The sequence below is a fragment of the Pseudomonas sp. SJZ074 genome, from assembly GCF_007828215.1.
Classification (GTDB): domain Bacteria; phylum Pseudomonadota; class Gammaproteobacteria; order Pseudomonadales; family Pseudomonadaceae; genus Aquipseudomonas.
Genome location: NZ_VIUE01000004.1, coordinates 98,118 through 123,703, shown reverse-complemented (window position 1 = coordinate 123,703; position 25,586 = coordinate 98,118). Strand labels below are relative to the sequence as shown.

The following is a 25,586-nucleotide window of genomic DNA, read 5'->3' as shown; positions in this document are numbered from 1 at the left end:
ATGAGAGTTCAAAACCCTGACGCTGCGCCGCAGACCCGGCAGTACTTGACGTTCACCCTGGGCGACGAACAGTTCGCCGTTGGCACCCTGAGCGTCATGGAAATCATCGAGCATGGCCGGCTCACCGGCGTTCCGATGATGCCGCCCAGTATCCGCGGGGTCATCAATCTGCGGGGGGCGGTGGTGCCGGTCATCGACCTGGGCGCTCGCTTCGGCGGCCAGCGCATCGAGGTCGGCCGGCGTACCTGCATCGTCATTCTCGAAGTGGTCCATGCCGGTGAACAGCAAGTGATCGGTGTACTGGTTGACGCGGTGAATGAAGTGCTGGAAATCGCCTCGGCGGACATCGAACCGCCGCCGGCCTTCGGCGCGAATATTCGCTGCGACTTCATCCAGGGTATGGGCAAGGTCGGCGGGCGATTTGTCATTCTGCTGGACATCGGACGCGTGCTGTCAGTGGATGAACTCGCGGTGCTCCAGGGTGCGGTCGACGATCGAGCGGTCGATGCATGACTGACCATGATTTGACGCTCTGGCTGTGCCTTGCCATGACCCCGGGTATGCTGATGCTCGTCGCCTTGATTGTTTACTACCGAGGCTACCCGCGCGCTGCCCGTCAGACACCAATGCCGGTTGAACCGTTTGCCGCAGGTGGGCTCGATGAACTGGCGCCGCTACCGGGGAACACCGCCGAACCACGAGGCGAGCTAGGTACTCGGGGCAATGACGAGGTGACAGTGATGGACAAAGACCCGATCGGCGACCAATCGAGTCGCGCCGTTTTACAGCAGACGCTGCCATTGGCGACGAGAGGTATGAGTGCTGCTGAACTCGCGGAAAAATTGCTTTATCTGGCGGATCTGACCGAACACATGCTTGAAAAAAGTGAAACGCTCAGCCGTGCGGCCGTTGCGCCCCGTCGGGTTGCCGATGAGGTTGCCCCCAACAGGCTTTACCTGTCTTTCATGCTCGGTGGTGCAGCGTTCGCGGTGAGCATGAGCAACGTCCATTCCGTGATCCAGGGCGCTCGGCTCATTGGTGGGGCTGGTCTGTCGGGGCCGGTTCGCAGGGCAATCATCATGGACGGTGCCTTGGTGCCAGTGGTCGACCTGGGTGTTCAGGTGCATGGACAGCCCACCCTGATCGGGGAGCGTACAAAAATTGCCATCCTGGAAGTGTCGGTTGGCGAGCACCTGCAAAGAGTCGGGGTGTTGGCCGATGGGGTCGGAGCAATACTGCAAATCCCTTCGATCGGGATCGACCCGACCGCACGCTTCGACAGCCGGGTTGGCGTCGACTTCAGCTTCGCCACCGTCACGGTCAATGAGCAGAGGACGACGTTGTTGGTTGTCGCGCCTGGATCCTCGGCAAGTCAATCCAACGCCGTGCGATAGCTGAGCCGATCCGTAGTACAGCGAAGCTTTGCCGACACGACGTTAGACCCATGGCTTGGGTACCTGATTTCTCTTTACCTGCGAGAGCCCCTTCATGAACATGCTCGATCGATTGTCTTTGCCCGGCAAGTTTTCATTGTTGGCGGTGTTGTGTCTGGCGCTGATCGCCGCGCCTACGTCGTTATTCGTCCTTGGCGCCATGGGCCAGAGTCGCCAGGCCGTGCAAGAATCCAGCGGCATGCAACCGGTGCAGGAACTGTTGCACCTGATTCAACTGACGCAACAGCACAGCAGTCTTTCATCCGCAGTGCTGGGCGGTAGCCGGGCATTGACTGAAACGAGGCAGAAAAAACAGGCCGAAGTTGAACAAGCCTTCGATTTGACCGAGCGTGAATTGAGCGAATCTCAAGTGCCTTCTGGCATTCTGGATGCCCTGCGCAAGGCTCACCGGCAATGGCGTGAATTGGCTGGCCAGATCTCACAAGGTACGGTCAATGGTGCTCATAGCCAGGCGTTGCATGGACAGCTGGTCGCGGCCTGTCTCCAGCTGGAGGACTCGCTGCTCGATCACTTCGAGCTGTCGCTGGATCCGATTTTCGAAACCTATTACCTGATCACCGGCGCTTTGGTCGAGCTGCCGCAGACCAGCGAACTGCTCGGGCAATTGAGCGCGACGGGGGCGCTGCTGCTCTCGCAAGGGCAAATCCAATCTGAACAACGTGCCACCCTCACCAGCTTGACGACCCAGGCAGCGAACAGCTTCGGCAAGCTGACAAGAGCCTTCACCAAGGTCAATGGTGCCAGCCCGTCATTCAGCCTATTGCTCGCGGGTCCTTTGGCGACACTGGGGCCGCAGGTCGAGCAGGCCCTCAAGCTGACCGACACTCAATTGATTTCGGCCAATGAGCTCAACTATCCAGTCGCCGACTATCTGGCGACCTACACGCGGACCATCGACGCGTTGTTTGCCTTCAACCGGCCGGCGTTGGATGCACTCGCGCAAGCGCTTGAGGCCCGACGTGACAGCGCCCGAAACGACATCATGCTGATGTCCGGCGGTCTGTTGGTGATGTTGTTGGCCGGGGCTGCGCTGGCGACATCCATGGTGCTTCGGCTTTTGCGGCAGCTGACCGCCGCCTTGATGGCCGCGGAGCGCATCACCGCAGGAGACCTGAGCCATCCGATCGATTCGCCCGGGGCGGATGAACCGGCACGCTTGCTGGGGGCTTTGAGTCAGATGCAGCAAGGATTGCGCGACACCGTCCAGCACATCGTGGGTTGCGCCGGACGTCTTACTTCGACGGCCGGCGAACTGAACTCGGTATCCGATGATGCCAGCCGGGGCCTGACGCGACAGAACAATGACTTGAATCAAGCCGTGACCGCCGTCACCGAATTGACTGTGGTGATCGAGGAGGTGGCGCGCAATGCCGTCTCGGCTTCCGAGGTGGCCCAATCAGCTGACCAAAGCTCGCGTGAGGGACAGGATAGTGTCGCTCGGGCAGTCGATGCCATGGTATCGCTGACCGGTGACATCGAACACACCACCGATGCCCTCCAGGTGCTGGATGGGCAGATAGGTGGCATTACCTCCGTACTGGATGTCATTCGAGGCATCGCCGAGCAAACCAACATGTTGGCCCTGAACGCGGCGATCGAAGCCGCGAGGGCCGGTGAAAGTGGACGGGGCTTCGCTGTGGTCGCGGATGAAGTGCGGGCGTTGGCACAGCGGACGCAGGAGTCGACGCGGCAGATTGAAAGCATCATCGGCGCGGTGCGCAAGGGCAGCCAGGACGCCCTCGGCGCCATGCATGAAAGCAATGGCAGGACGCGGGATACGCTGGGAGTGACTCGCCAGGCGGGTGCCGCCCTCGGCGCGATTGCAGTCGCCATCGCTCAGATCAACGAGCGCAACGTGAGCATCGCCAGCTCGACCCAGGAGCAATCCCATGTGGCGCGCGAGGTGGACAGCAATCTGCTCGACATTCGGGATGTCTCGGCACAGACCTCAAGTGCGGCGAACCAGACGCATGCTGCCAGTCGGGAGCTTGCGGCACTTGCTGACGAGCTCAACGCCGTGGTTAAGCATTTCGTCGTCTGAAAGATCGCATCACATAATCCCAGCGGATCCACCCGCGGGCAGACGGGCATGAAGCCGTTCAAGGTGATGATCGTCGATCACCGAATGCCAAAGGTCATGAAAACCATGCAAAAAACGATTCCTTCCACTCGTTCCAAGCTGTCCGCCGATGACTGATCATCCAGAATGGCAATTGCCAAGCGACGAGCAGACGCTGCGCACTCTGGTCGAAAACACCCCGGATACCATTGCGCGATACGACCACAATGGTCTACGGACCTACCTCAACCCGGCGTTCGCGTATACGGCCGGGGTACCTGCCGTGACGCTGCTCGGCAAGAGCCCCAGCCATGGGCGGCAAACTCCCGAGATGCTTGCCTATGAGGCTAAATTATTCGGGGTTTTGCACAGCGGCCAGCCCGACGAGTACGAGCTGACCTGGTCCGGCGCGGACGGCGCGCTGATCGCCAGCCATATTCGCATCGTGCCGGAGAGAGATGTTTGCGGCGCGGTAGTCAGTGTCCTGGCCGTGGGCCGGGATATCTCCAGGCTCAAGGCCGCCGAACGGCGTCTCGAACAGGCCGAGGCACTGGCCCGCTTCGGTCATTGGCAACAGGATTTTCGCCGAGGTAGCTTGAAGCTGTCCGCGGAGCTCTGTCGCATGCTCGATAAACCGCGGCATTGGGCGCCGACCCAGCAAGAGCTCCTGGACATGCTCATACTCAAGGACCGTGCCCGGGTTATGGAGAGCGTGTACCACGCCTTCACGAAGCGCAGCGCATTTCTGGCGCTGGACTATTGCATGGCCGTGGGGGATCGGGAGATGCACTTGCAGACCTGCCTGACCATCGAATACGACGCCGGTGGCGTGCCTTTGCGGATGTTCGGGACAGCCCAGGACGTCAGCGAGCTGAAAAACTATCAGCAACGGCTGCATGTGCTGGCGTTCTACGACGCATTGACAGGTCTGCCCAATCGCGAGCGATTCAAGGAGTGTTTGCAAGAAGCCTTGTTAAAAGCGGAGCGCAACGGGAGTCAGGTCGCGGTCGCGATTCTCGATCTCGACAACTTCAAGGCGGTCAATGATACCTTGGGCCATGGTGCCGGCGATGAGCTGCTGTGCGAAGCCGCCAGGCGTCTGCGACGCTCAGTGTGTGGTCGCGATAACGTGGCCCGCCTGGGCGGCGACGAGTTTGCTCTGATCCTGTCTACGCCGCTCGCAACTATCCCTGAGCTGGAGGACAAGGGGCGCAATATTCTGCAGTCCATCACAGGCGTTTACCAGATCCAGGGCAGGGAAGTTTTTGTCTCGGGCAGCCTCGGTATCGCCCTTGGCACGGTGGGTGTCGAGAACATCGATAAGTTGGTGCAGTTCGCCGACTCAGCCATGTACAGCGCCAAGACCCACGGGCGTAACAATGTGCAGCTCTACTCGCCGAGCATGACCCAAAGAACCACCGAGCGGCTGGCACTGGCGACCAGCTTGCGCCATGCGCAGCCCAATGGTGAGTTGGTGTTGCATTACCAGCCACAGATCGATCTGATCAGTGGCCGTGTGATTGGTGCCGAAGCCTTGTTGCGCTGGCAACATCCGCAACATGGGCTGATCGCCCCGGACACCTTCATTCCCATTGCCGAGGAAACCGGACTGATCGTCGGCATCGGTGAATGGGTGTTGGAAAGTGCCTGCCGCCGTGTTGTCGAGTGGAACCGTGGCAATCGTTGTCCGCCGCTGAGAATCGCGGTCAATCTGTCGCCGCGACAATTCCAGATGAACGACCTGCTCACCTCGGTTTGTACAATCCTGCGGGAAACCGGCTGCGAACCGGGCTGGCTGGAACTGGAAATTACCGAAGGTCTACTTCTGGATAACAATGTCGCCGTACGCGAGACACTGGAACAACTGAATGCGTTGGGGTTGACCATTGCAATCGATGATTTTGGCACTGGCTATTCGGCGCTCAGCTACTTGAGTCGCCTGCCCATCGAAACGCTCAAGATCGACCGCTCCTTTATCAACGACATCGAACATAATCGTGATAGCGCCGAGCTGGTCAAGGCGATCATCTCCATGGCTCATAGCCTACGGCTGACCCTGGTTGCCGAAGGTGTCGAAGAAACCTCCCAGCAAGCGTTCTTGCAACTTTATGGGTGCCAGAGTGCGCAGGGTTGGTTATATGGTAAGCCCATGCCGCAGGTGGCGTTCGAGGAGCTGTTGAGGGCCAAGGCTGACAATCAATGATTCTTCGGTTTGGGCAAGGTAGGCTCGCTGATGGAATAGCGTTGCTCGGAATCACGCCTTCTTGGCCCTTGATACACCCCAAAAACAAGTCCAGAATCAAGTCTTTTCCTGCTCTGGCAAGAAAGAAACCCCTTAGATTTCAATGGGTCGGACGCCAGATGCGAGTCTCGTTTCCCGCTCCAGGATTCAAAAAAAGCCACTCAGATGAGTGGCTTTTTTTTGTGCCTGAGATTTGTTAGGTGAAGGCGTGGGCCCTTGCGTTTGATCAATCGTTCTCCCCATCAACGATATTCATCTGTGTAGCAAGTCAGTAGCCCTTTGTGGGTGACAATCTCGGTTGCTCCTCTGTTGACCCATGTGGGAGCGATTACACATTCGGAGAGCGCGACCACGGCGAAGAGTGGGGCAAATCGCAACGTCCTGCGCTGTAGAAGACGCGCCGCAAATCTTGCGTAGCAACAATGAGGGGTGGGCCGGTTTCAGTGCTACAGTCTCGCCCTTCCAGGGCGAGGGAACATCATGCGGTTGATGCTAACGGTTTTGACCATGTCGCTGCTGACAGGGTGCGCGACTGTCAACGAAAGCTCCAGCTACGGGCGCATGTGCGGCCTCCATCCTTACTGCGGCGTTACTGTCGATATGGAGATCATCAAAGGCGCGACGGACGACAACGCTGGGGTCATGAGTGCCCTGGCTCCGTTTGCAGTCATTGACCTGCCGTTCAGTTTCGTCGCCGATACGCTGATCCTGCCGTACACGATTTTTCACATGAAGAATGCCGACGAGTAGCGCCGGTCGATCGCGACCATCAGGGCGGCTGCGAGCCTGATGGGATTGCACCAGGACCTGGGTGAAGAGCTGATGCTACGCTGATCGGAGCTGAGCTTCGATCGCTCCCTTATCGATGACCGACCAGACCTCGCGGATCCTGCCGTCCTCGAACGCGTAGAAGACATTCTCGGCGAAGGAGATGGGTGCTCCATTCACCGCGAGGCCCAGGAATTCCCCAGCCGGCGTGCAATTGAAGACCAGGCGAGCCGCCAACTTGGGTGGGTCGACCACCAGGAATGAAATTGCAAAGCGCAAATCGGGGATAGCCCGATAATCGGCTTCCAGCATGCTTCGATAGCCGTGCAGTCCTAATGGTCTCGCGTTGTGAACCACATCCGGATGCACAAAGTGGCCTAGGTTTTCCCAGTCCTGTGCATTCAGGCAGGCGATGTAGTCGCTATAAAAATCGGCAAGGTTCGGGCTCATGGGGCTGATTCTCCTCTGCATGTCTGTTCTTGCCTTTGCGATCCTAGGTCTATTGTCACGTCTCATCAAACAAGTGAGCAGAACAGAAAGTCACCGGCGCAGCATTGGCAGAACCATGGCGGAGCGTTCGGCGGACACGGGCCGCCGACGCGAAGGCGCCAGACAAAGCTGACTTTTCATGGGTTGAACGGTGACTGGCGGACTTCCCGCCGCGGGCCGGTGAGGGTTCTACAGCGTGATACGGGTGGCAGGGTAGAACAAACAAAAAAGAGCATTTCGGCACGTTTATCGAGCGTTTCGGCACAGTAGCCGCTCTCTGTTCAACCTAGACTCGAGCTTCACTCTAAGACTCAGATGGAGCCGCGATGAACATCAGATCAGTCCTGCCTGCACTTTCCATGGCGGTAGCATTCAGTGGATATGCCGCCGACTTCTCACTGACCAGCCAGGATATCGCTGACAACCGCCCGCTGACCAAGCGTGAGGTGTTCCAAGGCTTCGGTTGCGAAGGTGGCAACACTTCTCCTGAGCTTTCCTGGGCAAACGCTCCTGCCGGTACCAGAAGCTATGCGGTCACGGTCTATGATCCCGATGCACCGACCGGTAGCGGTTGGTGGCATTGGACGGTGGTCAACCTGCCGATTTCTACCAATAGCTTGCCAAGAGGCGTGGGAGCGAACCTGCCTGCCGGTGCAGTACAAGGGCGAACCGATTATGGCCGGCCAGGATTTGGCGGGGCTTGCCCACCTGTGGGGGATAAACCCCATCGATATCAATTCACCGTATGGGCGTTGAAAGTGGATAAGCTACCACTCGACAGTGAGGCCAGCGGTGCCTTGGTTGGGTACATGCTCAATGCCAACGCCCTTGCCAAAGCGACCATTACTTCAACTTACGGACGTTAAGCACGATGCGCCCTTGTGACGGCATACAGCACCGGGAAAACATTATCGATGCGTGTGTCATAAGGGCGCGACAGCCACTGACTTTGCCAAGGGTGCCGGTGTTCGTGACCACCTTGTGTCGAGTGCGACAAGGGGAAAAGCTGCTGCAATGGGATGACCGGGAGATGCGTGCCGGGCCGCAACATCTGATTCTGATGCCGGCTGGACGCGAGCTTGGTTTCTCAAACTTCCCCGGACTTCACGGTCACTACATTGCCGATGCGGTAACTTTTCCCATCTCGACATTGCGTAACTTCAGCGCCCGATATAGCCAGCAGATCATGAGCCGTCAGGGTGCATCCAAGGCCGATCTATGTGTGCCTCTGGACAGGCACACCACGCAGGCGTGGGATCAATTGTTGGCGTCTATCAATGCGAACTCCCCGGACGCATTACGCGCCCTCTATGGGGAAGCGGTTCTTCTGAGTCTGTGCCTTGGTGGCCAGATCGGACCTCTGTTGATGGGGCGCAACGACCCCGTTCGTGAACGTGTGCAGCAGATCGTCATGGGCAGCCCGGAGAAAGACTGGACGGTTGCGAGCATTGCACAACGCCTGAACCTGGGTGAGTCGACGTTGCGTCGCCAACTGGCGAACGAGGGGGACAGTTTCAGGAATATTCTGGAGGGCGTTCGACTGGCGACAGCATTGCAATGGTTGCAAACAACGTCTCGCCCTATCGGGGACATTGCCGGGGCCTGTGGTTACGCTTCGGCCTCACGTTTTGCGGTGCGCTTTCGCTCACACTATGGTCTGTCGCCACGTGAGTTGCGGGCAGGGATCTAAGCCTGAAACATTGCGCTACGATCTGGGCTTTCCTTTGGAGGCACCTGGCATCCATGTCGCGTCGAAAAAAGAGGGAAGTATCAACTTCCCCTGTGACGATGCACCAGAAGCTCAGGGACTTGGCTCCAGGTGATGTTGAATCGCGCCAGAAATTTTCGGATTCGATCGGAATCGTTACTCGATGCCTTGGCTGATCGGCTTTGTGAGAAGAGCTTGCGACCGGCATCCGCCTGGCTGGCCGCTGTGCTGCATACCTTCAGAACTCGCCGCGCAATGTTGCGCAGTTCACTTCGACGAACGGCCCGTCGATCCGATGGCGACCCCGTTTGAGCTCGTAGATCTGCCGCGCGAGAAAAGACTTGCCTGCCCCGGTAGGGCCGCTGATCAGGATGGGTGCTCGGGATCGCACGGCGACCCGTTCGATCTGTTCTATCGTCCGGTTGAAAGCTGCGTTGCGGGTCGCAATGCCGGACTTCAACAGTTCCGTGCCCTCCAGGCGCTCAGCCTGGAATCGCTTGGCGATCTGATCGTAGCGTTGAAGATCGAGGTCGGTGATAACGTGTTTGCCTGCCGCTCCTGCGTCGTCATCTCGCAAGCCGCCTGGCTGGGTCTGTATCAGCTTGGCAGGGATGTGCCGTGACTCGGCCAACAGGAACCATACGATCTGCTGGACGTGGGTGCCTGTGGTGATGTGGACGAGATAGTCCTCGCCCTCTGTGTCGAATGGATAGTCAGCTGCGAAGTCATGCAACGCGGCGTAGACCTCTTCGAAGTCCCAGGCGTTTCGCATCGCCATGGTGTGCAGACGAACCTCGGTCTCTGGCGAGACCTGGGCAATGTCAGCCGCTACTTTCAAGGCGAGATCCGCGTCCCAGCGCGCTTCACCGTGAATCAGCTCCAGGCGATCAATCACCAGGTCGGGTTGCTGGCACAGCGAGAGGGAGGGACGCCATTTGTTCCAGCGTTGCTCCCCCTTGCCGACGCGGTCAAGCTTTGACCCGAGGATGCCAATGGCGACTGTTTTTTTGCCATGCATTGCCGAATATCTCAAAAGATAGGTAACGATAAATAAGTATAGTTTTACGACATGACATTGAACAATTGCGAACCTGCCAGAAACAGTAGGTTTCGGGTTAAAACCTTTAAGTATCAATAAGATAGTAAAAACAAGGCTGCTGATCCTGGAGTTGGCATGCCGCTCGCTATAGAGCTCCCAGACAGAAATCACAGGAGCGAAAGACAATGACCACTCAGACCTTCGAGCTGCTTGAAGTCGAAAACGGCAAGCCCATCAAGATGTGGACCCGGGGCGTCCCGGTTGAGCCTGAGGCCCGGCAGCAACTGATGAACACTGCGCAGATGCCGTTCGTGTTCAAGCACATGGCTGTGATGCCCGATGTTCATTTAGGAAAGGGCTCAACCATAGGGAGCGTGATTCCTACCAAGGGCGCGATCATCCCCGCTGCCGTCGGGGTCGACCTCGGTTGCGGGATGTCGGCTGTCCGCACCTCGCTGCGCGCCAGCGATCTTCCCGATCATCTGTTCGGCCTGCGTTCTGCAATCGAGAAGGCTGTTCCCCACGGACGTACCTCGGGGCGTAGCGGCCGTGACAAAGGGGCCTGGGAAACCGCACCGGCGATTGTCGACCAGGCCTGGTCGGCACTTGAGGGGCGTTTCGACCTCATTATCCAAAAGCATCCTCGCCTTGAGAAATCCAACAACCGCAGGCATCTCGGAACGCTGGGAACCGGTAACCACTTCGTCGAGGTATGCCTGGATGAAGCCGACCATGTGTGGGTGATGCTGCATACCGGTTCCCGCGGTGTAGGGAACGCCATCGGTACCTATTTCATCGAGAAGGCCCGTGAGGAAATGCGCAGGCACATGGTGAACCTGCCTGACCGGGACCTGGCCTACCTGCGCGAAGGCACCTCCAGCTTCGATGATTATGTCGAGGCGGTGGAATGGGCCCAGGATTTTGCCAAGCAGAACCGCGCGGTCATGATGTTGGCGGTGCTGGATGCTGTCCGATCGATCATCACCAAGCCTTTTGAGTCGCGGCTGATCGCCGTCGACTGTCACCACAACTACGTGGAGCGGGGCACCTACTTTGGGGAGGATATTCTTCTCACCCGTAAAGGCGCCGTCTCCGCGCAGAAGGGACAGATGGGGATTATTCCCGGGTCGATGGGCGCAAAGAGTTTCATCGTCCGGGGCCTGGGGAACGAGGAAGCATTTTGCAGTTGTTCACACGGTGCGGGTCGGGTGATGAGCCGCACCAAGGCCAAGGCAGTGTTTACCGTTGAGGACCAGGTGAGGGCGACCGCTCATGTCGAATGCCGCAAGGATGCGGCGGTCATCGACGAGATCCCGATGGCCTACAAGGACATTGATGCGGTCATGGCGGCCCAGCGCGATCTGGTTGAAGTGGTCCATACCCTGCGCCAAGTTGTCTGCGTGAAGGGGTGAGTGGATGGGTCAGGATCTGATTCTCATCGACGGCACCGAGGGAGGAGGGCAGGTGCTGCGTACCGCCCTCAGCCTCTCCATGATCACCGGTCAGGCGTTCCGGATGACAGGGATACGCGGCAAGCGCTCCCGGCCCGGTCTGTTGCGCCAACACCTCACCGCAGTGCGAGCAGCGGCTGAGATCTGCGGTGCCAAGGTCCTGGGAGCGGAACTCAATTCGACCGCTATCGAATTCCGTCCCGGAACCGTCAAGGCAGGGGAGTATTCGTTCGCGATTGGCACGGCGGGCAGCACGATACTGGTATTGCAGACACTGTTGCCTGCGCTGTTGCAGGCAACAGGGCCGAGTACGGTCCGGATTACAGGCGGAACACATAATCCGGCGGCTCCGCCTTTCGACTTCATAGAACAGGCTTGGCTGCCTTTGATTCGACGTATGGGCGCACAGGTGGAATTGGCGCTACTGCGTCATGGTTTTGTCCCCTGCGGAGGGGGGGCGATCGAAGCCACCATTGGACCTTCGACGCTTAAACCATTGGTGCTGGATGGCGGGCAGGAACCCGTCACCATCGTTTCGGCTGGAGCGCTGGTTTCAGGCATTCCTGTCTCGATCGGGAATCGCGAACTCGATCGACTCTCGGCAAGGCTGAAGATCGAGCGACGCAACCTGTCGGTTACCGATCTGGGCGACCAGGCGGGACCCGGTAATGTGGTGTCGGTCACTGCCACCAGAGCTGATGTTACCGAGGTGTTCGCAAACATCGGGCAAGAACGTGTACGCGCAGAGCAAGTCGCTGACGTGGCGGTGGATGAGTTCCTGGCGTGGACCCAGTCGAATGCAGCGGTTGGCAATCGCCTGGCGGATCAGTTGATGTTGCCGATGGCCATTGCTGGCGCTGGCAAACTGACAACGGAGCGTTTGAGCAATCACATCCGCACCAACGCAGTGGTGATCCAGCAGTTCATCGCTGTCGATGTGCGCCTCACTCGACTTTCCGAGCAGGGAAACGTGGTTGTTGAGCTTCATGCTCGCCAGTTGTCAGGGCATGACAGCAATGGAGGCTAGGCCTATGGCGGGTGACAATAGTCACTGGAGGATAAATGAACAATAAGGTGAAGGGGACTCACAGATCAGCGCCAGCTTTCAAGGTGCTGCCGCAGCAGACCCGACTTGACCAACTGACGCTGCCCTTGACCATGTCAATGTCGAGACCTGACCAGCCGCTCATTTTCCCCCTGTCACGTCGAGGAACGTACCGGTAACGAAGGACGCCTCCGCGCTGGCCAGCCACAGAATGGCCCGCGCCACTTCCTCCGGCTGGCCGCCTCGGCCCATGGGGATCGAGTCCTTGACGCGATCGACCCGCCCCGGTTCGCCGCCGCTGGCATGCATGTCGGTGTAGATGTGACCGGGGCGAATCCCGTTGACGCGTATCCCTTCCCTGGCCACCTCTTTGGCCAACCCGATGGTGAAGGTCTCCAGGGCGCCCTTGGACGCCGCATAATCGACATATTCGTTGGGGCTGCCGAGGCGTGCCGATGCCGAAGAGACATTGATCACCACGCCGCCCGGACCGTTGTGCCGGTAGGACATGCGTTTCATCGCCTGCTGGGCACAGAGCATCGGACCGATGGAGTTGACCGCAAAAATGCGCTGCATGCGTTCGAAGCCGAGGTCCTCCAGGCGCGACTGAGCGGACAGTACCCCGGCGTTATTGACCAAGACGTCGATGCGTCCGAACGAGCGGTCGATGGCTGCGAACAACTCGGCGACCTGCTCGGGGTCGGCACTGTCGGCCCGCATGGCGAACGCCCGGCGCCCCATGGCTTGCACATCCGCCGCCACGGCCAGCGCCGCGGACTCGTTGGCCACATAGCTGATCGCGACGTCGTAACCTCGTGCGGCGGCCAGCCGCGCGGTGGCGGCACCCACTCCACGACCGCCACCGGTGATCAGCATCAACGGGGCCTGCGAGATATTATCCATCGAGATACCTCCTGTAGCGGTGAGGAATAGGCGTATCACCCGATCAAGAGAGTGCCGCTGACGATCACTGCGCATGCCAGGACTCGGCGGGCAGTGAGTGTCTCGCCGAGGAACACGGAGCCAATCAACGCCGCAAACAGCACGCTGGTTTCGCGCAATGCCGAAACCGCCCCCAAGGGCGCTTCGTTCATGGCGTAGATGACAATTCCATAGGCCAGCAAAGAGACCAGCCCGCCGACCACGGCAGCCAGCATTCCGGGCCGGACGCAGAACAGGCTGCGGGCGTCGCGCAGGCCGATGTACACACCAGGCATCATCAAGCCCCACAAGGCGCACATCCAAACGGTGTAGGCGAGCGGGGCGCCGGAGAGGCGGGTGCCGATGCCGTCGGTGACGCTGTAGGCGGCGATGAAACAGCCGGTTCCCAGGGCATAGGGCAGGCTGGGAACAGACAGTTTGCGTCCCCGAAAGGCCAGCGAGATGATCCCGACTGATACCAACGCAATACCCAACAATGTGCCGGGAGCGATGCGTTCTCCGGCAAAGACGGCGGCGCCGAGGGTGATCAGCGCCGGTGACGATCCACGGGAAATCGGATAGGTCTGTCCCAGGTCGCCGACCCGGTAGCTGCGCACGAGAAACAGGTTGTAGCCGACGTGCAACAGTGCCGAAAGCACCATGTAGCCCCAGCTGGCCGCTGCCGGTGGCACCATGAACGCCGCGGCGATGGCACTGGCGATTGCGATGGCGATGCACATGATCGTCATCGACCAGAGTCGATCGGAACCGCCACGCAGCAACGCATTCCAGCTGGCATGCAGGAGCGCGGCGAAAAGAACCAGCAAGGTGATATGAATTGGCATGCGCCATCTTATGCAGTCCGACGGCTCGAACTACAGCGAAGTCTCCTCATCGCTTCATGAATGAATCCTCATGGATCATTCATAAGCGCGTTGGACTTTCAGCGCCTCACCGATCAACCACTGGCGAAAACTGACGATGTGTGGCTGCGATTCGGTGCCTTTTGGACAGACGAAGTAGTAGGCAAGGGGGGATGGAAAGGGCACATCGAACAGCCGCACCAGACGCCCATCGCTGATCTCGGTTTCGACATGCCCGCTGCGCACCAGGGCGACGCCCTGGCCGAGCAGGGCGGCCTCGACCGTCATGTTGCTATCGCCAAACCTGACGCTTTCCTTAAGTGGCAGGAATTCCAGCCCGACCTTTTGAAACCACGCCTCCCATTTCGGCACCAGGTCGGCGCCATCTCGGGTCAGCAGCGGGTAGTGCAACAGTTCGGCAGGGCTGCGCGGTGTTCCGTATCGTTGCAGCAGATCGGGGCTTGCCACCGGAAACACCTGCTCACCGAACAGGAACTCCGAATACAAGCCCGGGTAGATGCCCTTGCCGAGGCGGATCGCGACATCGGCCTGGGCGTCGGAGAAGTGGATGATCTTGTCCGTGGTGTCCAGCGAGACCAATAGCTCGGGATGCTGGCGGGAGAGATTCGGCAAGCGAGGCAGCAGCCACTTCAACGCAAAGGAGTAGGTGGTGCTGACTTCGAGTCGGACCCTGCCTTTTTGTTCGCGCAGGTCGGCCAGAGTCGCCTCCAGGCTCAGGAAGAATTCCCTCACGATGGGCGCCAGTGTAGCCCCCGCCGGGGTAAGGCTTAATGACTTGCCGCGCTCGAACAGTTGCAGTCCCCAAAGCGCTTCGAGGTGCTTGAGCTGGTGACTGACCGCGCTTTGCGTGACATGCAACTCCTGTGCGGCAGAGGTAAAGGTCGTGTGCCGGGTGGCGACTTCAAAGGCACGCAAGGTAGCGGTGGGCGGTAGATCTCTCATGGATACGGTATCCCGGCGAGTCGTCAGAAGGAGCGCGTCATGAGCGCCGGCTCATGATAGAGCATCGCCGGGATCCATCGATCGACATCGCACGATTGGCGTCCTTGCATCCACTATTCGACTGGCGGGCAGGGCACCCGAAATCCGGAGCGTGTGGGGGATCGCCTAACCTGAGCTGATGAGGGGATGGTCTATGAAGGTGCAAGTTTGTGACTGAAATGTGTTCTGGTCATTGCTTGTCACCCCATGGGGGGACAGGTAAGCTGGCGTCATGAATCAAACATCCTTCCCTTCGCGCAACGTCCGTGGTCCCGTCGACCATGAAATCCGAGCCCAGATTGTCGCAGCGGCGAATGAGCATTTCAGTCGCTATGGCTATGGCAAGACCACGGTCTCGGACCTGGCCAAGGCCATTGGTTTTTCCAAGGCCTACATCTACAAGTTCTTCGATTCGAAACAGGCGATCGGCGAAGCCATTTGCAGCAATTGCCTGGAGACGATCGTCGCGGCGGTGGATGAAGCTGTCAGCGTGGAATCCATTACCCCCACCGAGCGCTTTCGCCGCTTGGTAAAGACCGCGGTCGTCACCGGTGTCAGCCTGTTCTTCAACGACCGAAAGCTCTACGACCTCGCGGCATCCGCGGCGTCAGAGAGCTGGCCTTGCGCCCAGTTCTACGAAGCCAGCATCCAGGCATTCGTGCGGCAGATCGTTTCTGATGGGCGTGAGCTGGGCGAGTTCGAACGCAAGACCCCCCTGGATGAAACGGTCAATGCCATCTGTCTGGCGTTGCGTCCATACATCAATCCCTTGCTGTTGCAATACAGTCTTGATGGCGTCGAAGACGCATCCACGAGCATCGCCAATCTGGTCCTGCGTAGCCTCATGCCTTGAGTCGCGGTCAGATACTCTTGCAGCAGCGTCCCATCACGACATACTTCGCATCCATTCGATAAAAACAGGATAAACGCGGTGCTCTTCTGCGGGACTAGCGATGCATGGATTGTGACCATTGACTAAAATGGTTACCAGGTACAGAGTGAGCGTCTCGATGACTTCTTCCAGAGGAACTGCTATGTCGAACGCTAAAGTTGTCCTTGTTACCGGTGTTTCATCCGGCATTGGACGTGCTGCCGCGCAATTGTTTGTCAAGCAAGGTTGCCAGGTGTTTGGCAGCGTACGCAGCGTTGCCAAATCGGACCCACTGCCAGGTGTCGTGCTTGTGGAGATGGATGTTCGCGACGACGCTTCTGTCCAGCGCGCCATCGAGACCGTGATCGTTCAGGCCAGGCGCATCGATGTGCTGGTCAATAACGCGGGCGGATCGTTGGTGGGCTCGGTAGAAGAAACGTCGATTGCCGAAGCCCAATCGTTATTCGATACCAATGTGTGGGGTGTCCTGCGTACGACACACGCGGTACTGCCACATATGCGTGAGCAGCGTTCGGGAAGAATCGTCAACGTCAGCTCGGTATTGGGTTTTCTTCCTGCGCCGTACATGGGCCTTTACTCGGCATCCAAGCATGCCATTGAGGGAATGTCCGAGTCTCTGGATCATGAAGTGCGCAAATTCGGTGTCCGCGTGGTTCTGGTCGAGCCGTCATTCACCAAGACCAACCTGGATCTCAATGCGCCGCAAACGACTGGCGGCATTCCAGCCTATGCCAAAGACCGCGATGCGGTGACCCGTGCGATTGTTAAAAGTGTCCAGGGCGCACCGAGTCCCGACGGCGTGGCGACGACGATTGTCGAGGCAGCTCTGGGCGTGTGGAAAATGCGTCGCACGCCCAAAGGCGAGGCCTCTCTCTTGCGCAAGCTGCGCCGTTTCATGCCGGCGGGCCCGGTTGACTCCAGCTTGAGAAAAACATTTGGCCTGAGCTGAACGCAGGCGCCGCCTGGTTCTGGTTGTGCCGCTTGAGACCGTGCATACCAATGACGGTCTCATCCGCAGGGGCGGGGAGGTGCGATCAGCGGATAGCCACGGGTTGGGTTTCCATCGGCTGCCAGCCACCACCAAGCGCCCGGAATGCCGCGACCGCCGCGCGCGCCGACTCCGTTTGGGCCTGGGCCCTGGCGTCGGATGCCTGCAGCATGGTTTCATCGGCATGCAGGACGTCGATCAGGCTGGCCGAACCTTTCTGGTAAGCGATGAAGGACGACTGTCGTGCACTGGTCAAAGCGCTTTCACCTCCGGTCAAGGTAGAGGCCTGCGCCTCGCGGTTGACCAGCGCGGAGAATGCATTCTCGACGTCTTCGGTGGCACGCAGCACCGACTGGCGATAGGCGGCGAGCGCTTCGGCTTCCTGTCCTTTCGCCTGGTCGATCTGCGCGTTGATACGGCCGAAATCGAAAAGCCTCCAGTGCAGCCCCAGAACCCCCGAGGCCTGGCTGGCGCCGCTGGAGAACAGGTTGCCACTGGAAACAGCGGTTGCGCTGCCAACCAAGGCGCTGAGTGAAAACTTCGGATAGTACTCGCTGATCGCCACCCCGATGCGTGCATTGGACGCCGCCAGTCTGCGCTCGGCCACGATGAGGTCTGGCCGGCGGCGCAGCAGATCGGCCGGCGTTCCAGCCGAGGTAATCTGCGGTGCCTGGGGAATCGGTCTCGTCGCGGTCAATTGAGCCCGGTGAGTGCCGGGCGGGCTGCCGAGGATGACGTCCAGTGCGTTCATTGCAGCATCCAGGCCGGTGTTGAAGGCCGGCACTGTCGCTTGAACCTGGGCAAGCGCCCCCTCGGTCTGGCGAACCTGGAATTCGGCGGCAAGCCCTTTGCTGTGAAGCAGTTGTACTTTCTCCAGCAGGTCTTGTTGGGTCTTGACCTGCCGATTGGCAATGGCCAGGCGGGCCTGCAGGCCCCGCAGGGTGATATAGATCTCCGCGGTCTGGGCGGCGACGGCCAGGCGCGTCGCGGTGAAACCGGCTTCGGACGCCTGGTATTCAGCCAGCTCCGCCTCGCGGCCTCGACGCAGGCCGCCGAACACATCCACCTCCCAGCTTGCGCCGAGGTTCAGTTCATACAAATTGCCATAGCGATCATAGCCAGGCGTCGAGTCGAGTACCTGGCCCAGTGGCGTTTCGGTTGATTGATAAGCACGTGCGGCTTGTCCGCTGATATTGCCCGACGGCAACAGGGCAGCGGTTGCCGCGCCAAGTCCTGCACGTGCCTGGGTGACCCGTGCGGAGGCCTGGGCCAGATCGAGGTTCTGCGCAAGCGCCTCGGCGATGAAGTCACTGAGCAATGGATCACCGAAGCCTTCCCACCAACTTGCAAAGTTCGCCGGGCGGGCTGCGGTCCTTTGTTGAATGGCGGATTGAGTCTGATAGCTGTCCGACAGCGGAGCGTGCGGACGTTGATAGTCCGGGCCGACCGCGCATCCCGCCATCAGGCCGGTGTTCACAAGCAGAGCAAGCGTACGGAGGGAGGGCATGACGACTCCAGGTTCGGTCAGATATTGTTCGTGACGATATTACCAATTGGTCACTCGTTGTCAATGGAGATGCAAGGAGCTAAGCTGGAAAAATGACTAAACACATCCATGCACCTCAGATACGTGGGCCGTCAGACCACAGTGTCCGCGATCAAGTCGTGGAGGCTGCCACATTGCACTTCGGCCACTACGGATATGAGAAGACGACCGTGTCTGACATCGCCAAGGCCATTGGCTTCTCCAAGGCCTATGTCTATAAATTTTTCGATTCCAAGCAGGCAATCGGAGAGGTGATCTGCACGAATCGCCTCGTCATGATCATGGCGATAGTCGATGCAGCGATCGAGGAGGCACCGACGGCTTCTGAGAAACTGAAACGTCTGTTTCGGGCGCTGGCGGAGGCCGGCAGCGACTTGTTCTTTCATGACCGCAAGCTTTATGACATTGCCGCTGTTGCCGCTCGCGAGGAGTGGCTCCCTGCACGGGCGCATGATGCGCGCTTGCGCCAGCTGATCAGGCAAATCCTTCTGGAAGGGCGTGAGTCGGGGGAATTCGAGGGAAAAACCCCTTTGGATGAAGCCGTCCAGGCGATCTACCTGGTCATGCGGCCTTATGCCAATCCCGTGCAACTGCAATACAACCTTGATACGGCGTCATCGGCCGCAGCGCTTCTGTCGACACTTCTGTTGCGCAGCCTTTCAAGGCACTCCCATCAATCTTTGTGACTGTTGACATTATTGGTCACTAGACTGAGGATGTGTTCCTGTTCTGTCAATTGAGTAGAGAATCATGCTTCGGCTGAATCCTGTTGCCGTCTGCTTAATGCCTCTCGTCCTGGCGGCGTGCGGTAATTCATCGACCGTCGTCGACGCACGCACCCAGCCCCCGCTGGTAAGGGTCGCTGGCGTCGAGAACTCGGTCGATATCGCGCGTTCGTTCACTGGCGTTGTGGTTGCTCGTGTCCAGAGCGATCTTGGGTTTCGAGTGTCGGGGAAGGTGCAGGAGCGTCTGGTGGATGCCGGCCAGACGGTCAAGCGTGGTCAGCCACTGATGCGCCTGGACCCGGTCGACCTTGGCCTGCAGGCGCGTGCGCAGCAGCAGGCCGTGGCCGCTGCCCGGGCGCAAGCCAAGCAGACGGCGGATGACGAGGCGCGTAATCGCGAGCTGGTGGCGGCAGGGGCGATCTCGGCATCTGCATACGACCAGGCAAAGGCCGCGGCTGACACGGCAAAGGCACAGCTCAGCGCTGCGCAGGCGCAGGCCGATGTGGCAAGCAATGCCATGGGTTATGCGACCCTGGTGGCCGATGCCGATGGCGTCGTGATGGATACCCTGGCCGAACCTGGCCAAGTCGTCAGCGCGGGACAGCCGGTGGTCAAGCTGGCCCGCGCCGGTCAACGCGAAGCCAGCGTGAATCTGCCCGAAACGCTGCGTCCAGCCGTAGGTTCGGCGGCCCAGGCGACGTTGTATGGCAACGGCAAGATCGCCACCGTTGCGAAGCTGCGGCTGCTTTCCGATGCGGCCGATCCGGTTACGCGTACCTTCGAGGCCAGATACGTGCTGGAAGGCGCGCTGGCCAATGCGCCGCTCGGCTCGACGGTCACGCTCCATATCGCCCAGGACAAGTCGCCGGAACAGACGCTGCGAGTGCCTGTCGCGGCTGTTTTTGACGCGGGTAAAGGCCCTGGCGTATGGGTGCTTTCCGGCGAACCGGCAAAGGTCTCGTGGCGTCCGGTCCAGGTCTTCGGTCTGGGCGATGACACGGCCACGGTCGTAGGCAACCTCAAGCAGGGCGAACAGATCGTGGCGTTGGGCGCGCATTTGCTGCATGACGGCGATGAGGTTCGGGTGGCGGATCAGGAACAGGTGGTCGCCAAGGGGAATCAGCCATGAGCGAGGGGCGTTTCAATCTCTCGGCGTTTGCCGTTCGTGAGCGATCGATCACCCTTTTCCTGATTTTTCTCATCACGATTGCCGGTGTCCTGGCGTTCTTCGGTCTGGGGCGTGCGGAAGATCCTCCCTTCACCGTCAAGCAGATGACGATCATCTCTGCCTGGCCGGGGGCTACCGCGCAGGAAATGCAGGACCAGGTGGCCGAGCCGCTGGAAAAGCGCTTGCAGGAATTGAAGTGGTATGACCGCACCGAAACCTACACGCGGCCTGGGCTGGCGTTTACCATGGTGTCGCTGCTGGACACCACGCCGCCAGCAGAAGTACAGGAAGAGTTCTACCAGGCCCGCAAGAAAATCGCGGATGAGGCGAAAACCCTGCCGGCGGGTGTCATCGGACCGATGGTCAACGATGAGTTCTCGGATGTGACTTTTGCGCTTTTTGCGCTGAAGGCCAAGGGCGAGCCGCAGCGCTTGCTGGCGCGCGATGCCGAGTCGTTGCGCCAGCGCCTGTTGCATGTGCCGGGCGTGAAAAAGGTCAACATCATCGGCGAGCAGTCCGAGCGAATCTTTGTGTCGTTCTCCCATGATCGGTTGGCGACGCTTGGGCTTTCCCCCCAGGACATTTTTGCCGCGCTGAACAGTCAGAACGTGCTGACGCCTGCCGGCTCGATCGACACCAAGGGACCGCAGGTGTTCGTGCGCCTGGATGGCGCGTTCGACAAGCTCGAGAAAATTCGCGATACGCCAATCGTTGTGCAGGGGCGGGCGCTGAAGCTCTCGGATGTGGCGACGGTGGAACGCGGCTACGAAGACCCAGCGACCTTTCTCGTTCGCAACAAAGGCGAGCCTGCCCTGTTGCTGGGTATCGTGATGCGCGAAGGCTGGAACGGCCTGGACCTGGGCAAGGCCCTGGATGCCGAGACGGCCAGTATCAACGAAGGCATGCCGCTGGGCATGACGTTCACCAAGGTCACCGATCAGTCGGTGAATATCAGTTCGGCTGTCGACGAGTTCATGATCAAGTTCTTCGTCGCGTTGCTGGTGGTGATGCTGGTCTGTTTCCTCAGCATGGGCTGGCATGTGGGTGTGGTGGTGGCCGCGGCCGTGCCGTTGACCCTCGCTGTGGTGTTCATGGTGATGGCCGCCACCGGCAAGAACTTCGACCGCATTACCCTGGGATCGCTGATTCTGGCGTTGGGCCTGTTGGTGGACGACGCCATCATCGCCATCGAAATGATGATGGTCAAAATGGAGGAGGGCTACGACCGGATCAAGGCTTCGGCCTATGCCTGGAGCCATACCGCCGCCCCCATGCTCGCCGGAACGCTGGTGACGGCCGTCGGCTTTATGCCCAACGGTTTCGCGCATTCGACCGCGGGCGAGTACACCAGCAACATGTTCTGGATCGTGGGCATTGCCCTGATCGCGTCCTGGGTGGTCGCGGTGGCCTTCACGCCTTACCTGGGTGTGAAGCTGTTGCCTCACGTCAAGAAAGTCGAGGGTGGCCACGCGGCCATCTATGACACACCTCATTACAATCGTTTTCGCCGGTTGCTGACACGGGTCATCGCTCGCAAATGGCTGGTGGCCGGAGCGGTGATTGGTTTTTTTGTCATAGCCATCCTCGGCATGGGCCTGGTCAAGAAGCAGTTTTTCCCCGCCTCCGATCGTCCCGAAGTACTGATCGAAGTGCAGATGCCGTACGGCACTTCCATCGAGCAGACCAGCGCGACGACGGCCAGCATTGAAGCCTGGCTGCAAAAGCAGGACGAAGCGAAAATCGTCACGTCCTATATCGGACAGGGTTCACCGCGTTTCTACCTGGCAATGGCGCCGGAGTTACCCGATCCGTCGTTTGCCAAGATGGTGGTGCTGACCGGCAGCCAGGAGGAACGTGAAACCCTCAAGCACCGTCTTCGCCAGGCGGTGGCTGACGGGCTCGCGCCTGAAGCCCGTGTGCGGGTTACCCAACTGGTGTTCGGTCCGTATTCCCCGTTTCCTGTCGCCTATCGGGTAATGGGCCCGGATCCCGTCAGGCTGCGTGAGATTGCCGGCCGGGTCGAGGCTGTCATGCGGGCAAGCCCCATGATGAGGACCGTCAACACTGATTGGGGCACGCGCATACCGACACTGCATTTCTCATTGGATCAGAACCGGTTGCAGGCGGTTGGGCTGACGTCCAGTTCGGTCGGCCAGCAATTGCAGTTCCTGCTGTCGGGTATCCCGATCACGTTTGTGCGCGAAGACATTCGTTCCGTGCAGGTGGTGGGGCGTGCAGCGGGCGATATCCGCCTCGATCCGGCAAAAATCCAGGCCTTCACGTTGGTGGGCTCGGCCGGCCAGCGGGTTCCGTTGTCGCAGATCGGCAGTGTCGAGGTGCGCATGGAGGATCCGATCCTGCGCCGTCGTGATCGTACGCCGACCATCACGGTACGCGGAGACATTGCCGAAGATCTGCAGCCGCCGGATGTTTCCACGAAAATCCTGGACGAGCTGCAGCCGATCATCAGCACGCTGCCGGCTGGGTATCGCATCGAACAGGCCGGTTCGATCGAAGAGTCGGGAAAAGCTTCAAAGGCGATGTTACCGCTGTTCCCGATCATGATTGCCTTGACGCTGCTGATCATCATTTTGCAGGTCCGCTCAATGTCGGCGATGGTGATGGTGTTCCTCACCGCGCCGCTGGGATTGATTGGCGTGGTACCGACCCTGCTCATCTTCAATCAGCCGTTTGGCATCAACGCCCTGGTGGGCCTGATCGCCCTGTCGGGCATCCTGATGCGCAACACGCTGATCCTGATCGGTCAAATCGATCACAACCAGAAAGAAGGACTCGATCCATTCCATGCGGTTGTAGAGGCGACGGTGCAACGCGCCAGGCCGGTACTGCTCACGGCGATGGCCGCCATCCTGGCCTTTATCCCGCTGACTCATTCGGTGTTCTGGGGAACCCTGGCTTACACACTGATCGGTGGGACATTCGGTGGAACCGTGATGACGCTGGTGTTCCTGCCGGCGATGTATGCCATCTGGTTCAAGATCCGCCCTGACAACACAACTAGAACCGAAGCATTGGCAGCCAACTGAACGTCGACTCAGAATCAAGAGGTTCTCATGATGAATTCCAATGATCAAAAGCGAATCGTAGTCACAGGCGGCGGTATTGTCGGCCCCCTGGGATGTGGCATGGAAGAAGTCTGGCGCAGATTGCTGGAAGGCCGTTCGGGTATCCGCAGCCTGCCGGACGAAATTGCTGAGGGCACTGGCGTCGCAGTGGCGGGGCAAGTGCCGACCCTGGAAGAAGATCCCGTCGCCGGTTACGCGCCCGAGCGCATCATTGCGCCTAAAGAACGCAAGAAGATGGACCGCTTCATCGAGTTCGCGCTCATGGCCGCCCATGAAGCGTTGGCGCAGGCAGGCTGGCATCCCACGGATGAAGCGCAACAACAGCGGACCGCAACCATTATTGCTTCCGGCGTCGGCGGTTTCGGTGCGATTGCTGAAGCCGTACGGACCACTGATGCCCGTGGGCCGCGTAGATTATCTCCGTTCACCGCACCGGCATTTCTCGCCAACATGGCTGCGGGTCATGTCTCTATCCAGAACGGTTTCAAGGGGCCGCTCGGTGCACCGGTGACGGCCTGTGCCGCCGGCGTACAAGCGATTGGCGATGCGGCGCGACTGATCAGAAGCGGGGAAGCCGATATCGCCATTTGCGGCGGCACCGAAGCGGCGATCGATCGGGTGACGCTCGGTTGCTTCGCTGCCGCACGCGCGCTGTCCACCGGGTTCGCTGACCGGCCGCAGGAGGCGTCCCGTCCGTTCGATCGCGAGCGCGACGGGTTTGTCATGGCCGAAGGCGCAGGGTTATTGGTGATCGAATCGCTGGAGCATGCACTCGCCCGTGGCGCGACGCCGCTGGCGGAACTGGTGGGGTATGGCACCAGCGCGGATGCCTATCACCTGACCGCAGGGCCGGAGGATGGGAACGGGGCCCGGCGCGCCATGGAGCAAGCATTGCGCCAGGCGGGTGTCAGTACTGGCGACGTACAACACATCAACGCCCATGCGACCTCGACGCAGGTCGGTGACAAGGGCGAACTGGCGGCAATCAGATCCGTGTTCGGCGGTCACTCAGGCGTGGCGATCAGCTCGACCAAGTCGGCCACGGGGCATTTGCTGGGCGCGGCGGGGGGCATCGAGGCGCTCTTCACGGTGCTGGCTTTGCGGGATCAGGTTATCCCCCCAACGTTGAATCTCCTCAATCCCGATGAGGCTGCTGACGGTCTCGATTTGGTGGGCCTGGCGGCACGCAAGGCAACCATCACTTATGCGCTCTCGAATGGATTTGGCTTTGGCGGCGTCAATGCCAGCGTTCTGTTTCGTCGCTGGGAGGCGGCGTAGTGATCGCGAGGGGAATGTCTGCGCAGGTTTTCGTCGCGAGTATCGATTCTGAAATATTCAGTTTCCCGTAGAGGAAAAGACCATGACTTCATTTTCCCAGCTGGTTAATCAGTTCGACCCTGACAGGCCTTTCGAGGCGCCCGCCAATTGGCTACAAGGCCGGACAGTATTCGGCGGGCTTTCCGCGGCGCTGTCGCTGCAGGCGGTGCGCTTGGTGAATGGTGGACAGCTACCGCCGTTCAAGTCCGCCCAAGTGTCCTTCATCGGCCCGGTGACCAAGGCGCAGACGTTCAACACCAGCGTCTTGCGCGAGGGCCGATCAGTCACCTCGGTGGCGGTTGATTGCATGTCCGGGGAGGAACTGGCGCTACGCACGACCTTGTTGTTCGCTCATCCGCGGGCCAGTCGGATCCGGCACGACTCATGGGAGTGTCCGTCCGTGGGAGGGCCCTCCGAGCACCAGACGCTGGAGCTGGACAGGCGGGTTGCACCCGCCTGCGCCTACAACTTCGAGATGCGCCCGGCAGGCGGGTCGCTGCCGATGTCGGGGGCCGAAAATCCCGAACTGCTGATGTGGGTGCGTCACCTGGACGCCCGGGATATTGACCCGGCCGTTGCTTTGATCGCACTGGCCGACAGTTTGCCCCCCGCGGCCATGACCTGCTTTACCACGCCGGCCGCCATCAGTTCGGTGTCCTGGACCATCGACCTGCCGCAACCGGCCATGGTCGGTGAATGGTTCCTGATCAACTCGTTCAGCCAACAAACCCAAGAGGGCTATTCCGTCCAGGATATGGAGATCTGGGATGAAAGCGGTCTGCGCGTGCTTTGGGCACGCCAGACCGTGGCGATTTTTGCTTGA

At 59.7% G+C, this 25,586-nt stretch carries 21 protein-coding genes and 1 pseudogene; 16 read left to right on the top strand and 6 right to left on the bottom strand.

Annotated features, from left to right (window positions below; all coding sequences use genetic code 11):
* The 5 genes from FBX99_RS06860 (at window position 1) to FBX99_RS06840 (ending at window position 6,505) form a co-directional block, all read left to right on the top strand.
* Window positions 1-513, top strand: a complete 513-nt coding sequence (locus FBX99_RS06860) for a chemotaxis protein CheW (RefSeq protein WP_256662490.1) — start codon at window positions 1-3, stop codon at window positions 511-513.
* Window positions 510-1,394 (top strand): chemotaxis protein CheW, encoded by an 885-nt coding sequence (locus tag FBX99_RS06855; protein WP_144925915.1) that lies wholly within the window; start codon window positions 510-512, stop codon window positions 1,392-1,394. Before FBX99_RS06860 ends, FBX99_RS06855 begins: the two co-directional genes overlap by 4 nt.
* 94 nt (window positions 1,395-1,488) lie before the next feature.
* Window positions 1,489-3,495 (top strand): methyl-accepting chemotaxis protein, encoded by a 2,007-nt coding sequence (locus FBX99_RS06850; protein ID WP_144925918.1) that lies wholly within the window; start codon window positions 1,489-1,491, stop codon window positions 3,493-3,495.
* Window positions 3,496-3,643: 148 nt separating this feature from the next.
* Window positions 3,644-5,716, top strand: coding sequence for a bifunctional diguanylate cyclase/phosphodiesterase (locus FBX99_RS06845; RefSeq protein WP_144925921.1), 2,073 nt, complete (start codon window positions 3,644-3,646; stop codon window positions 5,714-5,716).
* Between the two features lie 546 nt (window positions 5,717-6,262).
* Entirely contained in the window at window positions 6,263-6,505 is a 243-nt protein-coding gene (locus FBX99_RS06840) for a YceK/YidQ family lipoprotein (RefSeq protein ID WP_256662489.1), read from the top strand.
* A gap of 75 nt (window positions 6,506-6,580) precedes the next feature.
* Here FBX99_RS06840 and FBX99_RS06835 read toward each other — a convergent pair whose 3' ends face one another.
* Window positions 6,581-6,973, bottom strand: coding sequence for an ester cyclase (locus FBX99_RS06835; protein WP_144925927.1), 393 nt, complete (start codon window positions 6,971-6,973; stop codon window positions 6,581-6,583).
* Window positions 6,974-7,338: 365 nt separating this feature from the next.
* On the opposite strand from FBX99_RS06835, the gene FBX99_RS06830 reads away from it, so the two are divergent.
* Entirely contained in the window at window positions 7,339-7,878 is a 540-nt protein-coding gene (locus FBX99_RS06830; protein WP_144925930.1) for a kinase inhibitor, read from the top strand.
* Window positions 7,879-7,883: 5 nt separating this feature from the next.
* Complete coding sequence (locus FBX99_RS06825; RefSeq protein ID WP_144925933.1) at window positions 7,884-8,702, top strand: helix-turn-helix transcriptional regulator; 819 nt, start codon at window positions 7,884-7,886, stop codon at window positions 8,700-8,702.
* Window positions 8,703-8,964: 262 nt separating this feature from the next.
* Here FBX99_RS06825 and FBX99_RS06820 read toward each other — a convergent pair.
* Window positions 8,965-9,738 (bottom strand): annotated as a pseudogene (locus tag FBX99_RS06820) (RNA repair transcriptional activator RtcR family protein); the annotation flags it as partial.
* Between the two features lie 206 nt (window positions 9,739-9,944).
* On the opposite strand from FBX99_RS06820, the gene FBX99_RS06815 reads away from it, so the two are divergent.
* Together FBX99_RS06815 and rtcA are read left to right on the top strand one after the other, a co-directional pair.
* Complete coding sequence (locus FBX99_RS06815) at window positions 9,945-11,171, top strand: RtcB family protein (RefSeq protein WP_144925936.1); 1,227 nt, start codon at window positions 9,945-9,947, stop codon at window positions 11,169-11,171.
* Window positions 11,172-11,175: 4 nt separating this feature from the next.
* Complete coding sequence (gene rtcA / locus FBX99_RS06810; protein ID WP_144925939.1) at window positions 11,176-12,237, top strand: RNA 3'-terminal phosphate cyclase; 1,062 nt, start codon at window positions 11,176-11,178, stop codon at window positions 12,235-12,237.
* A gap of 159 nt (window positions 12,238-12,396) precedes the next feature.
* On the opposite strand, the gene FBX99_RS06805 is transcribed toward rtcA, so the two are convergent.
* From FBX99_RS06805 to gcvA, 3 genes are all read right to left on the bottom strand, one after another.
* Window positions 12,397-13,158: an SDR family oxidoreductase gene (locus tag FBX99_RS06805; RefSeq protein ID WP_144925942.1), complete on the bottom strand. Its 762-nt coding sequence runs from the start codon at window positions 13,156-13,158 to the stop codon at window positions 12,397-12,399.
* Window positions 13,159-13,193: 35 nt separating this feature from the next.
* On the bottom strand, window positions 13,194-14,021 hold the full coding sequence (locus tag FBX99_RS06800) for a DMT family transporter (RefSeq protein WP_145131063.1): 828 nt from the start codon (window positions 14,019-14,021) through the stop codon (window positions 13,194-13,196).
* A gap of 75 nt (window positions 14,022-14,096) precedes the next feature.
* Window positions 14,097-15,002: a transcriptional regulator GcvA gene (gene gcvA, locus FBX99_RS06795; protein WP_145131061.1), complete on the bottom strand. Its 906-nt coding sequence runs from the start codon at window positions 15,000-15,002 to the stop codon at window positions 14,097-14,099.
* Between the two features lie 271 nt (window positions 15,003-15,273).
* Between gcvA and FBX99_RS06790 the strand changes: the two genes are divergently transcribed.
* Window positions 15,274-15,894: a TetR/AcrR family transcriptional regulator gene (locus tag FBX99_RS06790; protein WP_145131047.1), complete on the top strand. Its 621-nt coding sequence runs from the start codon at window positions 15,274-15,276 to the stop codon at window positions 15,892-15,894.
* Between the two features lie 181 nt (window positions 15,895-16,075).
* Window positions 16,076-16,882: an oxidoreductase gene (locus FBX99_RS06785; RefSeq protein WP_145131045.1), complete on the top strand. Its 807-nt coding sequence runs from the start codon at window positions 16,076-16,078 to the stop codon at window positions 16,880-16,882.
* A gap of 85 nt (window positions 16,883-16,967) precedes the next feature.
* Here the strand turns inward: FBX99_RS06785 and FBX99_RS06780 are convergent, their stop codons facing one another.
* On the bottom strand, window positions 16,968-18,428 hold the full coding sequence (locus tag FBX99_RS06780; RefSeq protein ID WP_145131043.1) for an efflux transporter outer membrane subunit: 1,461 nt from the start codon (window positions 18,426-18,428) through the stop codon (window positions 16,968-16,970).
* A 92-nt stretch (window positions 18,429-18,520) separates the two neighbouring features.
* Between FBX99_RS06780 and FBX99_RS06775 the strand changes: the two genes are divergently transcribed.
* The 5 genes from FBX99_RS06775 (at window position 18,521) to FBX99_RS06755 (ending at window position 25,586) form a co-directional block, all read left to right on the top strand.
* Complete coding sequence (locus tag FBX99_RS06775) at window positions 18,521-19,153, top strand: TetR/AcrR family transcriptional regulator (RefSeq protein ID WP_144925957.1); 633 nt, start codon at window positions 18,521-18,523, stop codon at window positions 19,151-19,153.
* 64 nt (window positions 19,154-19,217) lie between these two features.
* Window positions 19,218-20,321 carry an efflux RND transporter periplasmic adaptor subunit gene (locus FBX99_RS06770; RefSeq protein WP_144925960.1) on the top strand — a complete coding sequence of 368 codons (1,104 nt, stop codon included), beginning with the start codon at window positions 19,218-19,220 and terminating at the stop codon, window positions 20,319-20,321.
* Entirely contained in the window at window positions 20,318-23,407 is a 3,090-nt protein-coding gene (locus FBX99_RS06765; RefSeq protein WP_145131041.1) for an efflux RND transporter permease subunit, read from the top strand. Before FBX99_RS06770 ends, FBX99_RS06765 begins: the two co-directional genes overlap by 4 nt.
* 27 nt (window positions 23,408-23,434) lie before the next feature.
* A complete protein-coding gene (gene fabF / locus FBX99_RS06760; RefSeq protein WP_144925966.1) occupies window positions 23,435-24,724 on the top strand; it encodes a beta-ketoacyl-ACP synthase II in 1,290 nt (429 codons plus the stop codon).
* An 82-nt stretch (window positions 24,725-24,806) separates the two neighbouring features.
* On the top strand, window positions 24,807-25,586 hold the full coding sequence (locus FBX99_RS06755; RefSeq protein WP_144925969.1) for a thioesterase family protein: 780 nt from the start codon (window positions 24,807-24,809) through the stop codon (window positions 25,584-25,586).